This is a genomic window from Streptomyces sp. CC224B, from assembly GCF_030010595.1.
Lineage (GTDB): Bacteria > Actinomycetota > Actinomycetes > Streptomycetales > Streptomycetaceae > Streptomyces > Streptomyces longispororuber.
Genome location: NZ_JASCXL010000004.1, coordinates 1 through 14,339, shown reverse-complemented (window position 1 = coordinate 14,339; position 14,339 = coordinate 1). Strand labels below are relative to the sequence as shown.

At 72.3% G+C, this 14,339-nt stretch carries 12 protein-coding genes and 1 riboswitch; of the genes, 5 read left to right on the top strand and 7 right to left on the bottom strand.

Features of this window, described 5'->3' with window-relative positions:
• Nucleotides 1-166 precede the first annotated feature (166 nt).
• Nucleotides 167-454, top strand: a complete 288-nt coding sequence (locus QK440_RS02710; protein ID WP_282791287.1) for a DUF3311 domain-containing protein — start codon at nt 167-169, stop codon at nt 452-454.
• On the top strand, nt 451-2,073 hold the full coding sequence (locus QK440_RS02705; protein ID WP_282791286.1) for a sodium:solute symporter family protein: 1,623 nt from the start codon (nt 451-453) through the stop codon (nt 2,071-2,073). The genes QK440_RS02710 and QK440_RS02705 overlap by 4 nt, the downstream gene beginning before the upstream one ends.
• Before the next feature lie 142 nt (nt 2,074-2,215).
• Here QK440_RS02705 and QK440_RS02700 read toward each other — a convergent pair whose 3' ends face one another.
• Nucleotides 2,216-2,929 carry a hypothetical protein gene (locus QK440_RS02700; protein WP_282791285.1) on the bottom strand — a complete coding sequence of 238 codons (714 nt, stop codon included), beginning with the start codon at nt 2,927-2,929 and terminating at the stop codon, nt 2,216-2,218.
• A 239-nt stretch (nt 2,930-3,168) separates the two neighbouring features.
• Nucleotides 3,169-3,308: riboswitch (cobalamin riboswitch) on the top strand.
• Nucleotides 3,309-3,442: 134 nt separating this feature from the next.
• Between QK440_RS02700 and QK440_RS02695 the strand changes: the two genes are divergently transcribed.
• Entirely contained in the window at nt 3,443-5,857 is a 2,415-nt protein-coding gene (locus QK440_RS02695) for a ribonucleoside-diphosphate reductase subunit alpha (protein ID WP_282791284.1), read from the top strand.
• An 83-nt stretch (nt 5,858-5,940) separates the two neighbouring features.
• Nucleotides 5,941-6,897, top strand: a complete 957-nt coding sequence (locus QK440_RS02690; RefSeq protein WP_282791403.1) for a ribonucleotide-diphosphate reductase subunit beta — start codon at nt 5,941-5,943, stop codon at nt 6,895-6,897.
• Here QK440_RS02690 and QK440_RS02685 read toward each other — a convergent pair.
• Nucleotides 6,801-7,040 carry a hypothetical protein gene (locus tag QK440_RS02685; protein ID WP_282791283.1) on the bottom strand — a complete coding sequence of 80 codons (240 nt, stop codon included), beginning with the start codon at nt 7,038-7,040 and terminating at the stop codon, nt 6,801-6,803. The genes QK440_RS02690 and QK440_RS02685 overlap by 97 nt on opposite strands.
• A gap of 93 nt (nt 7,041-7,133) precedes the next feature.
• Here QK440_RS02685 and QK440_RS02680 point away from each other — a divergent pair, with 93 nt between their 5' ends.
• Complete coding sequence (locus QK440_RS02680; RefSeq protein WP_282791282.1) at nt 7,134-8,105, top strand: helix-turn-helix domain-containing protein; 972 nt, start codon at nt 7,134-7,136, stop codon at nt 8,103-8,105.
• A gap of 18 nt (nt 8,106-8,123) precedes the next feature.
• On the opposite strand, the gene QK440_RS02675 is transcribed toward QK440_RS02680, so the two are convergent.
• The 5 genes from QK440_RS02675 to QK440_RS02655 all read right to left on the bottom strand — a co-directional run bounded on the left by QK440_RS02675 (nt 8,124) and on the right by QK440_RS02655 (nt 14,291).
• The gene (locus tag QK440_RS02675) at nt 8,124-9,503 is read right to left on the bottom strand and encodes a cytochrome P450 (protein WP_282791281.1); all 1,380 of its coding nucleotides are present in this window, start codon (nt 9,501-9,503) and stop codon (nt 8,124-8,126) included.
• Entirely contained in the window at nt 9,500-10,468 is a 969-nt protein-coding gene (locus QK440_RS02670; protein WP_282791280.1) for a multidrug MFS transporter, read from the bottom strand. Before QK440_RS02670 ends, QK440_RS02675 begins: the two co-directional genes overlap by 4 nt.
• Before the next feature lie 572 nt (nt 10,469-11,040).
• A complete protein-coding gene (def, locus tag QK440_RS02665) occupies nt 11,041-11,691 on the bottom strand; it encodes a peptide deformylase (protein WP_282791279.1) in 651 nt (216 codons plus the stop codon).
• A 100-nt stretch (nt 11,692-11,791) separates the two neighbouring features.
• Complete coding sequence (locus QK440_RS02660) at nt 11,792-12,772, bottom strand: hypothetical protein (protein WP_282791278.1); 981 nt, start codon at nt 12,770-12,772, stop codon at nt 11,792-11,794.
• A gap of 280 nt (nt 12,773-13,052) precedes the next feature.
• Nucleotides 13,053-14,291: an HD domain-containing protein gene (locus tag QK440_RS02655; protein WP_282791402.1), complete on the bottom strand. Its 1,239-nt coding sequence runs from the start codon at nt 14,289-14,291 to the stop codon at nt 13,053-13,055.
• Nucleotides 14,292-14,339 lie beyond the last annotated feature (48 nt).

Sequence of the window (14,339 nt, the reverse complement as noted above, 5' to 3'; positions counted from 1 at the left end):
CCGCTGCCGCGGCCCGGCCGGAGCGGTGCCATGCCGCCCCCCGGCCGCCGCTGAGCTGCTTCTTCGTGGCCCGTCCGTTATACGGACAGGGGTTCCGCAGACCGAGACCGTCGCTTAGATTTCCCGCACGTTGACCACGGGACGAGTGAGCGAACGGAGCCGCGGTATGCCAGACGCGCCTGAAGTGCCGGTTGGGCCGGAAGTGAGACAGCCGGTGGTGACACCGGTCCGCGTGGTCGTCGCCCTCTGCCTCGTGGCGCCGTTCGTGGCCATGCTCTGGGTGAGCTCCTATGCGAAGGCCGACCCGGCCTTCATCGGCATCCCCTTCTTCTACTGGTACCAGATGCTGTGGGTGCTGATATCGACCGCGCTCACGATGATCGCGTACACGCTGTGGCAGCGTGAGCAGCGGGCCCGCAGGGCCGCCCGCGCCGAGGGGGGTGCGCGGTCGTGAACGGCGGTGTGAACGGCGTCGCGCTCGGCGTCTTCGTCTTCTTCTTCCTCGCGGTCACCGTCATGGGCTTCCTCGCCGCCCGCTGGCGCAAGGCCGAGAACGAGCACAGCCTCGACGAATGGGGCCTCGGCGGGCGGTCGTTCGGCACCTGGGTGACGTGGTTCCTGCTCGGCGGCGACCTCTACACCGCGTACACCTTCGTGGCCGTGCCCGCGGCGATCTACGCGGCCGGCGCCTCCGGCTTCTTCGCGGTGCCGTACACGATCCTCGTCTACCCGCTGATCTTCACCTTCCTGCCGCGCCTGTGGTCGGTCTCCCACAAGCACGGGTACGTGACCACGTCCGACTTCGTGCGCGGGCGGTTCGGCTCCAAGGGGCTCTCCCTCGCGGTGGCCGTGACCGGCATCCTCGCCACGATGCCGTACATCGCGCTGCAACTGGTCGGCATCCAGGCCGTCCTGGACGTGATGGGCGTCGGCGGCGGCGAGGACACCAACTGGTTCGTCAAGGACCTGCCGCTGCTGATCGCCTTCGGCGTGCTGGCCGCGTACACGTACTCCTCGGGGCTCCGGGCCCCGGCGCTGATCGCGTTCGTGAAGGACACGCTGATCTACATCGTGATCGTGGTCGCCATCATCTACATCCCGATCAAGCTGGGCGGCTTCGACGACATCTTCCACGCGGCGAACGAGAAGTTCTCCGCCACGAACGAGGCCACCGGCAAGCCCGTCGGCGCGCTGGTGCCCGGCGACGCGGGGACCTGGACGTACGCCACGCTGGCGCTCGGCTCGGCGCTCGCGCTGTTCATGTACCCGCACTCGATCACCGCGACGCTGTCCTCGCGCAGCCGCGACGTGATCCGCCGCAACACCACCATCCTGCCGCTGTACTCGCTGATGCTGGGCCTTCTCGCGCTGCTCGGGTTCATGGCGATCGCGGCCGGGGTGAAGGTGGAGAACGGGCAGCTCGCGATCCCGCAGCTCTTCGAGGACATGTTCCCCGACTGGTTCACCGGGGTCGCCTTCGCGGCCATCGGCATCGGGGCGCTGGTGCCCGCCGCCATCATGTCCATCGCGGCCGCGAACCTCTTCACGCGCAACATCTACAAGGACTTCCTCAGGCCCGACGCGACGCCCGAGCAGGAGACCAAGGTCTCCAAGCTGGTCTCGCTCCTGGTGAAGGTCGGCGCGCTCGTCTTCGTCCTCGGCATGGACAAGACGGTGGCCATCAACTTCCAGCTCCTGGGCGGCATCTGGATCCTGCAGACCATGCCCGCGCTGGTCGGCGGCCTGTTCACACGGTGGTTCCACCGGTGGGCGCTGCTCGCCGGGTGGGCGGTCGGCATGGCGTACGGGACGATCGCGGCGTACGGCGTCGCCTCGCCGACGCAGAAGCACTTCGGCGGGTCCTCCGACGAGATCCCGGGCATCGGCGAGATCGGCTACATCGGCCTCACGGCGTTCGTGCTGAACGTGGTGGTGACGGTGGTCCTCACCTTCGTCCTGAAGGCGCTCAAGGCTCCCGAGGGCGTCGACGAGACCTCCCCGGGCGACTACACGGCGGACGCGGGCGACAAGGGCGTCTCCGTCGAGCTGCCCAAGGTGGGGGCGGGGCACTGAGCCCCGGGGCGGGCCGCTGAGCCCCAGGGCGGGGCGCCGAAACCCGTGGGCGGGGCGCTGGTCTCCCGGCGCCCCGCCCTCTGGTCGACCCTCTTTGGCCGGCTCCCTCCGGCCGGCTCCTGGGGGCGGCCCTCCGCCCCGGCTACCCGCCCGCCCCCGGCGGGTCCTGCGGCGCCCCGTCCCCGTGCGACGGCAGGTCGCCGCGCTCCACGGGGGTGCCGGTCCTGCCGCCGTCCGACGGCCGCCCGCCGGGGTCGGCGGGCTCCGGCAGGACCGCGTCCAGTTCCCGGTCGTCGGCGCGGTGGGCGCCCTCGGCGGCGGCCCGCAGCACGGCACGGCTCACGGCGGCGCGGTCGGCGGCGACCTGGATGCGCAGGCCGTTCTCCGTACGGGCGTACTCGTGCCGGGAGCCGGTGACGCGGTACCAGGCCGTGCCGTCCTTCGCGCAGCTCTCGGCGGGAGGGTGCACGGTGCGGCAGGTGCCCTCGTCGAGCGTGCCCCGGTCGACGTGCAGCGTGATCAGCCTCCCACCGTCCCGCTGGACGTACGTGACCTGGAAGCCGTCCTCGTTGAGCACGCCCGCGGACTGCTGTGCCGCCCGGTACCCCTCGACCTCCGTCACGTACACGTGCTCGACGCGGGTCTGCACGGCCCGGGCGCGCGCTTCCAGCTCGGCGCGGCCGGGCGGCGGCGCGCCGCCCGCGCCGCCGCTGCCCTCCCCGGACTTCTCCGCGCCGCAGCCGGTCAGGGCGAGGGGCGCGAGCAGCAGCAGGGACGGGAGCAGGAGGCGGTGGCGGCGGCTGTAGCGGTGCCGGTGGCCGCGGCTGTGACTGTGGGTGTGGGTGTGGCGTGTCATGCGCACATCCTCGCGTCTTCTCGGCGCCGTGGAATGCCCCGCCTCCCCCGCGGGTTGAAGCTCCGACAGTGGCCGCGACAGCGGCCCGGCAGCGGCCCGGCGGCGGCCCAGGGGCGGCCCGGCAGCGGCCCAGGAACGGCCCGAGGGCGGCCCCCGCGGCGGTACCAAGGGCCGCCCGCGCGGCGGCTTTTCGTGAGGTCTGCGTCACCCTCCGACACAACATCTAGGGGTGCCACCGGCGCCCGGCACTAGATGTATGCTCGTGCTCGCTGTCGCCGCAGGGGAATCCGGTGCAAGTCCGGAACTGTCCCGCAACGGTGTACGTGTGCGCATTTGCGTACCCGCAGTCCGAGGACCTGCCGACAGCGCGCCCGTGCCGCCCGGCCCGGGCGCCCGACGTCCGGGCCTCGTGGAATGGGCTGGTGGACACGGCGTACGTCACCGCTGCGCGCGGTCGCGTCCGCGTGCCCTCGCCCGCCGCAAGGCCCCGAGCCGAGCGAGGGAGAGCACCACGTGACCATCGCGCCCGCCGAGCCAGCGTCAGCGCAGGCCGAAGCCGGTCAGCAGCCCGCCGAGCAGTCCGCGCCGTCCGACGGCCCCGGCACCGCCCTGCTGCGCACCCTGACCGACCTCACCGCCGACCTCCCCGACGCCGACCCCGGCCGCGTCGCCGCGGCCGCGCTGCGCGGCCGTTCGGCGAAGGCCGACGAGGCGGAGCTGCGGGAGCTGGCCACCGAGGCGGCCGCGGGGCTCATCTCCGAGGACCCCGCCTACTCCCAGCTCGCCGCCCGGCTCCTGGCCATCGGCATCCGCGAGGAGGCCGCCTCCCAGGGCGCCACGTCGTACTCCGCGTCGGTCGCGGTCGGCCACCGCGAGGGCCTGATCGCCGACCGCACCGCCGCGTTCACGGAGCAGCACGCCGCCCGGCTCGACGCGCTCGTGGAGGCCGCGCTCGCCGACGGCGCCGACCGCCGCTTCGGCTACTTCGGCCTGCGCACCCTTTACAGCCGCTACCTGCTGCGCCACCCGATCACCCGCAAGGTCATCGAGACGCCGCAGCACTTCATGCTGCGCGTGGCCGCCGGCCTCGCCGAGGACGGCAGCGAGCGCGCGCTGGACGAGGTCGCCGCGCTGTACGGCCTGATGAGCCGGCTCGACTACCTGCCGTCGTCGCCGACGCTGTTCAACTCCGGCACCCGCCACCCGCAGATGTCGAGCTGCTACCTGCTCGACTCGCCGCTCGACGAGCTGGACTCGATCTACGACCGCTACCACCAGGTCGCGCGGCTCTCCAAGCACGCCGGCGGCATCGGCCTTTCGTACTCCCGCATCCGCTCGCGCGGGTCGCTGATCCGCGGCACCAACGGCCACTCCAACGGCATCGTGCCGTTCCTGAAGACCCTCGACGCCTCCGTCGCCGCGGTGAACCAGGGCGGCCGCCGCAAGGGCGCCGCCGCCGTCTACCTGGAGACCTGGCACTCCGACATCGAGGAGTTCCTGGAGCTGCGGGACAACACCGGCGAGGACGCCCGGCGCACCCACAACCTGAACCTGGCGCACTGGATCCCCGACGAGTTCATGCGCCGCGTGGCCGCCGACCAGGACTGGTCGCTGTTCTCCCCCGCCGACGTGCCCGAGCTCGTGGACCTGTGGGGCGAGGAGTTCGACGCGGCGTACCGCGCGGCCGAGGCCAAGGGGCTCGCGCGCAAGACCATGCCCGCCCGTGACCTGTACGGGCGCATGATGCGCACCCTGGCGCAGACCGGCAACGGCTGGATGACCTTCAAGGACACCGCCAACCGCACCGCCAACCAGACCGCCGAGCCCGGCCACACCGTGCACTCCTCCAACCTGTGCACGGAGATCCTGGAGGTCACGGACGACGGCGAGACGGCCGTCTGCAACCTCGGCTCGGTGAACCTCGGCGCGTTCGTCGACACCGCGGCCGGCGACGTCGACTGGGAGCGCCTGGACGCCACCGTCCGCACGGCGGTGACGTTCCTCGACCGCGTCGTCGACATCAACTTCTACCCGACCGAGCAGGCCGAGCGCTCCAACAGCAAGTGGCGCCCGGTGGGCCTCGGCGCCATGGGCCTGCAGGACGTCTTCTTCCAGTTGCGCCTGCCCTTCGACTCCCCCGAGGCCAAGGCGCTGTCCACGCGGATCGCCGAGCGGATCATGCTCGCCGCGTACGAGGCGTCGGCGGACCTCGCCGAGCGCCACGGCCCGCTGCCCGCCTGGGAGAAGACCCGCACCGCGCGCGGCGTCCTGCACCCCGACCACTACGCGACGCAGCGGGCCTGGCCGGAGCGCTGGGAGGCGCTGCGGGCGCGCATCGCCGAGGTCGGCATGCGCAACTCGCTGCTCCTCGCGATCGCGCCGACCGCCACCATCGCGTCCATCGCGGGCGTCTACGAGTGCATCGAGCCGCAGGTCTCCAACCTCTTCAAGCGCGAGACGCTGTCCGGCGAGTTCCTCCAGGTCAACTCCTACCTGGTGCAGGACCTCAAGAAGCTCGGCGTGTGGGACGCCCAGACCCGCGAGGCGCTGCGCGAGTCCAACGGCTCGGTGCAGGGCTTCACCTGGGTGCCCGAGGACGTGCGGAAGCTGTACCGCACGGCCTGGGAGATCCCGCAGCGCGGCCTCATCGACATGGCCGCCGCCCGCACCCCGTACCTCGACCAGGCGCAGTCCCTGAACCTGTTCCTGGAGACGCCGACCATCGGCAAGCTCTCCTCGATGTACGCCTACGCCTGGCAGCAGGGCCTGAAGACCACGTACTACCTGCGCTCGCGCCCCGCGACGCGCATCGCCCGCGCCGCCGGCTCCACCGCCGCCGCGGCCGCCCCCGTCCCCCCGCAGGCCACCGACCCCGAGGCGGTCGCCTGCTCCCTGGAAAACCCCGAGTCCTGCGAGGCCTGCCAGTGACGTCCCAGTCCGCCCAGCACACCACCGGCGCCGGCGGTGCGAAGAACCTGCTCGACCCCGGCTTCGAGCTGACGCTCCGCCCGATGCGCTACCCGGACTTCTACGAGCGCTACCGCGACGCCATCAAGAACACCTGGACCGTCGAGGAGGTCGACCTCCACTCGGACGTGGCCGACCTGGCCAAGCTGACGCCCGAGGAGCAGCACCTGATCGGCCGCCTGGTCGCGTTCTTCGCGACCGGCGACTCGATCGTGGCGAACAACCTGGTGCTGACCCTCTACAAGCACATCAACTCCCCCGAGGCGCGGCTCTACCTGAGCCGGCAGCTCTTCGAGGAGGCCGTGCACGTCCAGTTCTACCTGACGCTGCTCGACACCTACCTGCCCGACCCGGAGGACCGCGCCGCCGCCTTCGCGGCCGTGGAGAACATCCCCTCCATCCGGGAGAAGGCCGAGTTCTGCTTCCGGTGGATGGACTCGGTGGAGAAGCTGGACCGCCTGGAGTCCCGGGCCGACCGGCGCCGCTTCCTGCTGAACCTGATCTGCTTCGCGGCGTGCATCGAGGGCCTGTTCTTCTACGGCGCCTTCGCGTACGTGTACTGGTTCCGCAGCCGCGGCCTGCTGCACGGCCTCGCCACCGGCACCAACTGGGTGTTCCGTGACGAGACCATGCACATGAGCTTCGCCTTCGACGTGGTCGACACCGTCCGCAAGGAGGAGCCGGACCTGTTCGACGGCGAGCTCCAGCAGCAGGTCACCGACATGCTGATGGAGGCGGTCGAGGCGGAGCTGCAGTTCGCCCGCGACCTGTGCGGCGACGGCCTGCCCGGCATGAACACCGAGTCGATGCGCCAGTACCTGGAGTGCGTCGCCGACCAGCGCCTGTCGCGGCTCGGCTTCGCGCCGGTGTACGGCTCCGAGAACCCCTTCTCGTTCATGGAGCTTCAGGGCGTGCAGGAGCTGACCAACTTCTTCGAGCGGCGGCCGTCCGCGTACCAGGTCGCCGTGGAGGGCTCGGTCTCCTTCGACGACGAGTTCTGATCCCCCGGCCCGGCTCCCCGTTCGGCCTCCCGCAGCTGCCGGTCGATCCGGCGGTCGTGGGCGTGGCCGAGCAGGGACGGCAGGGCCATGAGGAGGAAGACCCCGAGGACGGCCAGCGTGTCGAGTGCGTCATGTGTGTTCATGACATCCACTCTCGCGCGGGCCGTCCTCCGGTGTGAGTGGCAGAACTGACGCGACCCCTCGATTTCCTGCCAGCCGCGCGGCACACTGACCGCATGCTGCGCAACGTCGCCGCCGTCCTGCTCGACGGCGTCCACCCCTTCGAACTCGGCGTGGTCTGCGAGGTCTTCGGCCTCGACCGGAGCGACGAGGGCCTGCCCGTGTACGACTTCGCCGCCGTCTCGGCCGAGGGGCCCACGCTCACCACCCACGCCGGGTTCACCGTCACCACGCCGCACGGCCTCGACCGGCTCGACGATGCCGACCTCGTCGCCGTCCCGGCGGGTCAGAGCTACGTCGACCGGGAGTACCCGCCCGCGCTGCTCGACGCGCTGCGGCGCGCGGTGGACCGCGGCGCCCGGGTGCTCAGCGTCTGCTCGGGCGTCTTCGTGCTCGGCGCCGCCGGGCTGCTCGACGGGCGCCGCTGCGCCGTGCACTGGAAGCACGTGGAGGCCCTGGCCCGGCGCCACCCGCGGGCCGTCGTCGAGCCGGACGTGCTGTACGTCGACGAGGGCCCGGTGATCACCTCGGCGGGCACGGCCGCCGGCATCGACGCCTGCCTCCACCTCGTGCGCGAGGAGCACGGCCCGGAGATCGCCAACGCCCTGGCGCGCCGCATGGTCGTACCGCCGCACCGCGACGGCGGCCAGGCCCAGTACATCGAGCGCCCGCTGCCGCGCAGCCGCTGCGACACCGTCGGTGAGGTCCTGGCCTGGATGGAGCGCCACCTGGAGCAGGAGCTGACCGTGGACCAGCTCGCCGCCCGCGCCCACATGTCGCCGCGCACCTTCGCCCGCCGCTTCCAGCAGGAGACCGGCACCACGCCCTACCGCTGGCTGCTGCGCCAGCGGCTGCTGCGGGCGCAGGAGCTGCTGGAGGCCACGGACGAGACGGTGGACTCGGTGGCCTGGCGGTCGGGGTTCGGCACCGCGGCCGCGCTGCGCCACCAGTTCGTCCGCGCCCTGGGGACCACGCCGCACGCGTACCGGCGTACGTTCCGCGGGCCCGGCGTCGGCGACGCCGCCTGACGCCGGGCCCGTCCCGGCTCAGCGCCGGTCGGCCCGCAGGACCAGCCTGCGCGGGTGCAGCGTGATGCCGACCTTGGTGCGCGTGTCGGTCCGCTCCACCGGGGACAGCCGCCACTTCGGGGCGACCGTCGCCAGGATGAGGGTGAGTTCCGCCAGGCTGAAATGATCGCCCGGGCACTTACGGTTGCCGACGCTGAACGGCATCATGGCGAACTCCGGTACGTCCGCGGCGCGTTCCGGATTCCACCGGTCCGGGTCGAACTCGAGATGCCGCTCGAAGGAACGCGGATCGCGCTGCATCGCGTACACGCTGTACACGATGTCGGCGTCGGCGGGAATGCGATAGCCGCCGAGAGTGGTCTCCACCACGGACCGCCGGGTGAAAATCCAGGCGGCCGGCCGGATACGCATCGCCTCCGTCACGACATTGCGGGTGTGCCGCAGCTCCGCGAGATCGGCGAAGGCGACGGGCCGCCCCCGCGTCACCTGATTTACCTCTTCAACCAACCGCCTTTCGTGCTCGGGGTGTTCGGTGAGCAGATGGAAGGTCCATGCCAGTGTCGAGGCGACATTCTCGGCACCCGCCACGACGAGGGAGACGACGTGGTCGTGGATCTCCTGGTCCGTCAGCGGCTGCCCCGATTCGTCGCGCGCGCCGAGCAATACGGCCAGCAAGTCCTCTTCCGTGCCGTCGCCGCACCTGCGGCGTTCGGCGACGATCTCGTCGACGAGCGCGTGCAGGTCCGCGAGCGCGCGCTCGAAGCGCCGGTTGGCGGGCGTCGGCACCCGGTACAGCGGCCCGACGGAGAGCACCATGCGGCGGTACAGGCCCTCGAAGACGGTGTGCAGCGAGTCGCTGATGCGGTCCGCCTTCTCCCCGATCGAGTCCACCTCCAGGAGGGAGCGGGAGACGATGCGCACGGCGGTGCGGAACATCTCCGCGCTCACGTCCACCGTCTGGCCGTCCCGCCAGCGCCCCGCCGTCGCCTGCGCCTCCTCGGCCATCACGCGGGCGTAGTCGGCGATGCGCTCGGGCCGGAACGCGGGCTGCATCATCCGCCGCTGGCGCCGGTGCAGCGGGCCGTTGCTGGTCGCCACGCCCTTGCCGAGCAGCACCTCCAGGGTGTCCCAGAGCGGCCCGCCGACGACGTAGTCCGGGCTCTTCAGGAGGGCGCCGGCGAGCTGCGGTGCGCACACCGCGTACGCGGTCCGGGGCCCGAGCCTGATCCGGACGAGGTCCCCGTGGTCGCGCAGGGCGGCGAGGAAGCCCAGCGGGTCGCGGACCAGGTTCCAGGCGTGGCCGAGAACCGGTGCTCCGCCGGGGACCAGGGGAGGGGTATCCGGCCGCGTCCGGCCGGCCGGGGCGGGGGCGGCGGACGCCGCGGAATTGACGGTCATTCCTGGCCTCCCACCGATTCCGGGACGCTTTCCCCGCATTCCGGGATGTCGGGTCCCGGAGCGTCGGACACATACGGCGGCAGGGACTGGTCGTCCCAGTTCTCGACGCGATATCTACCGGATTCATGGTGGAACCAGTACACGGAACTGAACCAGTTCCGCATGTTGAAGACGCAGGAGTGCAGGGCGGCGCCCGCTTTCCGCCCCTCGGCGCCTCCGTCGAGCAGTGCGTCCGCGATCGCGAGTACGTCCGGCTCCACCGCGAGGAAATCGGTGACGCATTCGCTGACGCGCCGGTGGACTTCCCGCACGGCTTCCTGGAGGGAGAGTCCCTCGTGGTGGATGAGCGAGATTCCGAGGTTGTGCACCTCGTCCCCAGCCAATTCCTTCGGCAGGGAGCACAGGTCGTTGTACCAGGCGGAGAAATCCTGGGTGGCGAGTGCCGCCGCCCGATAGGCGGGGTGTTTCCGCACCGCGTCGGGGAGTTCGTACCGGGCGGTGGGTTCGAGCAGGTCGATCCAGACCCAGTGCGCGAAGGTCAGGCGGCGCAGCTCGACGTACGCCTCGACGCTCGGCACGGTGCCGGTGCGGCGGTTGCCGAACTCGTGGTCGTAGGCGTCGATCACCGGGTGGAAGTGGCGTGCGAAGCGCGCGTTCCACCGCGGTCCCAGGTGCGCGTACAGCCGCAGGACGCAGTCCGCGAAGCCCGCGACCAGAGGGTCCTTGTGGTGCCGCTGCGCCCACGGGTCCTGGAGCGTCTCGTGCAGCCCCGCGCACAGCCGCCGCCACCCCGCGGCCCTGCCGTGCACCGCGTCCCGGTCGTGCCGGTCGTCCCAACCGAAGAACCAGGAGCTCAGATCGGCGACGGCGGACAGGAGGCTCTCCGGCGCCCCGATGTAGTAGCCCGCCACCAGGTCCGTGTAGCAAAGGCTGTCGGCATATGCCGCGACCTTGTCGGGGGGCATGATGCGCTTTTCCAGGAGCCACGCCCGGGAGGTTTCCTGAAGCTTTGGCCAATACGGGTGCAGATACCGGGGAAACTCCGTCTCCACCACCGGAAGGGCCAGTGCGGTGGGCACCGATACCCTCTGACGGACAGGGGACTGGAGCGACTCGGCCAGGTTGCGCCGTTGCCTCGGGACTCGTTCCGCCGCATATGCCGGAACGCGTACCGAGGCGCCTGTCGTCCAGTCCGACTGGGAAGTGCTGTGTGAGGAAGCAGGCACGAACAAACCCCTCTCGACCGCGCTGAGGACACACGCCCCTCTTGCCGTGCCGGGCGCGCGCCGTTGCGTATCCCCGCGCTTTCCATTCAGCACTACAAGTGACCGTTGAGGGAACAGATTTGCGCCATTCACTACCCCACGATGCCGAGAACATCCCCTTACGTGACCGAATCCGGATCAGCCGCGGCTGATCGTGGACCAGTCCTGTCCGGTTCTGAGCGGGCACGGCAACGGCCCCTGGTCAACCGGGTGTTCCCGACCAGGGGCCGCTGCGGTCACGCGCTCACCGCGCGTCCCAGCCGTGCCGTACGTCAGTCATTCGGTACCACGGGGTAGCGCGGCGTCCCCTCCGCCATCTGCCGCAGCGCGTCCTTGCGCTCCCGCTTGGAGAGGCGGTCGATGTACAGGTAGCCGTACAGGTGGTCCGTCTCGTGCTGGAGGCAGCGGGCGAAGTAGCCCGTGCCGCGCACCTTGATGGGGTTGCCCTTCTGGTCCTGGCCGGTGACGACCGCGTAGTCGGGCCGGGCCAGCGGCGCGTACGCCGTCGGCACCGACAGGCAGCCCTCGCCGGAGTCGTCCAGGCGGCGCTGCTCGGCGGGCAGCTCCTGCAGGACCGGGTTGCAGACGACGCCCACGTGGCGCACGCCGTCGTCGTCCTGGCAGTCGTACACGAACACCTTGAGGTCGACGCCGACCTGGTTCGCGGCCACGCCGACGCCCTGGGCGACGCGCTGGGTCGCGAACATGTCGTCGATCAGCTTCGCGAGCTCGTCGTCGAAGGCCGTGACGTCCTTGCACTCCTTGTGCAGCACCGGATTGCCGACGACCGTGATGGGGCGGGACGTGCCGCGCTCGCGGTAGGCCGTCTCCCGCGCCTCGCAGTCCTCGGTGTCGATGACGAACCCCTCGTCGTCGACCGGGAGCACCCCGTCCGCGTAACCCTGCTCAGTATCCTGCGCCATGTCCGCCGTATGCCTTCTTCCTGGGAACGTGCACTGCTGCCCGTACAGGGTACGGCCCGCTCCCGACCGGAGCAGCGCGCACAGAGGCCCGGGGTCAGGCCTAACAGACCTCCTCCAGGTCACGCCAGTCCCGGGAGTCCGGGCTGTCCGCGACCCAGCCGTCGAGGAGGCCGCGGACCAGGCCCGCCGGGGCCGCGATGCCGCACTCGCGCTCGGGCACCCACAGGGCGCCGGGGCTGCGGTGGCCGAGCGGCCCCGGGTGCCCGGGCTCGCTGTGGTCGTGCGGGTCCAGGTGCTCCCCGTCGCCCTCGTCGCTCGGCATCCGGGACTCGGAGCACATCCGGCACAGCAGCCGCACCGACGACGACCAGTCCTCGGCCGCGAAGCCCGCGTCGGCGGCCAGCTTCTCCAGGGCGTCCCGGTCGTCCTCGGTCGCGGCCTCCAGGAGGACGACCCAGGTCGGCACGGGCGAGGGCGCCCACAGCTCGATCTCGTCGAAGACGGGGTACGCGTGCCCGGCGGCCGTCGTCCGCTCCCCGTGCGGGACGCCGTCGTGCAGCACGACCTCGCCCCAGCGCCGCCCGGAGGAGGGCAGCGGGATGGACAGCACCTCGATGCGGGCCGGGTCCAGCCTGCGGCCCCAGACGACCTCCGCCTCGCCCTCCGGCGACAGCCGCACGGCCGCGCTGCCCAGGTCCATGCCCGTGGGCTCGCCGGTCGCCGCGACCCCGCCGGGCACCCGCAGGCCGTACGCCTGCCAGGCCCGGCGCGCCAGCGGCCAGTCCTGCAGGGCCGTCGCCGCGATGCCCACGTTCCACCAGTCCGGGGCGCCCGTCGAGCGGTCCAGCAGCGCCACGGCCCGCAGCCCGGCGGCCCGGGCCTGCTCCCAGTCGTGCCGGAACTTGTGCAGCAGCGCCAGGTTGAACCAGGACTCGGACAGCCAGGGTTCGAGGTCGGCGGCGCGCGTCAGGAGCGCGCCCGCGTCCTCGTAGCGGCCGTCGCCGATGAGCGTGAACGCTCTGTCGGTGGCCTGCCGCCACGAGGCGGAGGGCCGGTGCCGTCCCTTGCCGAAGATCCTCACGATTCCCGCCTGCCAGCTCTTGTCGGGGGGTGTACCCACTGCCTGTCGGGGGGGTGACCCGCCGCCGCGCTCCCGCGCGGCCCACCTTTTTACAGGTTCCTTCGCATCCAACCACGTACGGTCGGACGGCCGCTCATTACCCATGGGTTACCCCGTGGGGCCCCGGGTCAGACGGCCCGGCCGCGAGCCCGCGCGGGACGCCCCGGGCCTGCCGGTTCCCCGACCGGAGGACGGTACCGGACCCCCGATCGGGTAGGGGGTCGCCCCCGTCGTCGTCCCTTCAGCCCTTCGGGCGTCCCCGAGGGGCGGGCCCGTCGGCTCCCGCGAGCACCCGGGCCAGGGCCTCCACGACCTCCGGCTGGTACGCCCGGCCGGTGGCGAGGCGCAGCCGCTCCAGGGCCGCCAGAGGGCCTTGGGGACCTTGTTCCCGGGCCATCTCGTCGTACGCGTTGACGGTACGCACGATACGGGCGGTGAGCGGCTGCTCACGGTACGGGTCGGCCTGGCGCTCCACGACGACGGCGACCCCGGCGGCGACCCCGGTCTGCCGGACGACGGCACCGCCGAGCAGGGCGATGCGCCGCTGCTCGGCCTCGGGGAGCGAGGCGGTGGCGCCCGCGGGCACGGGGTCGACGAGGGAGAGCTGGCCGATGTCGTGCATCAGCGCCGCGTGCTCGAGGACGGTCAGGTCGGCCCCGGAGAGCCCCAGCTCACGCCCCACGGCCCGGCTGAGGTCCGCGACCCGGCGGGCGTGCCCGGCCGGGGTGTACCCGGCGATCTCGGTGGCGCGGGCGAGGGAGGCGATGGTCTGGCGGTAGGTGGCGCGCACGGCGGCGTAGCGGCGGACGGCCAGTTGGGTGAGCAGCAGCGGGCCGCTGACCACGGGCAGCGCCCACAGGCCCGCCACGGCGACCGCCAGCGCCATCACGGCCCCGGTCGCGCAGACGGCCGAGCCGATGCCGGGCACGCGCCGCAGCTCCTCCCGCAGCAGCGGCCCGAACGGCCACCGCGTCCGGGCGTGCGCCAGCGCGGCGGCGAGCACGGCGTCGCACAGCGCGGTCAGGGCGAGCAGCGCCACGAGGGCGACGGCGTACCAGGAGCCGTAGCCCACCCATCGCCCCAAGGCGCCGGAGTTGTACAGGGGTTGGAAGCACACGGCGGCGAAGGCGACGGTCAGGACGCGGCGGGTGAGGACGTCGGCCGACGGCCCCCGGCCGTGCGCGACGTGCGGCACGGCCCCGACGAGCATCGCCGCCACGACGACGGCGACGACCTGGAGCACGCCGTGGTGCGTCGGCCGGCCGCCGCTCTCGCCGAGCAGCGCGTACGCGAGGGCGCCCGCGGCCCCCAGCGGCGCGGGCTCTCGCTCGCCGCCGCTGCCCCACCGGGCCAGCTCGCCGCCGGCGATGAGCACCCCGAAGGCGAGGGCGGTCGCGGGCTCCTCGACCCCCCGCCAGAGCGTGGCGCCGAGGGCGGCCAGCGCGACCAGCGGCGCGGCGCACCGGATCGCGAGGGCCACCGCGGCGGCGGGCCGTCCCGCGGCCGGGTACGTCACCGGCCCGCCGGC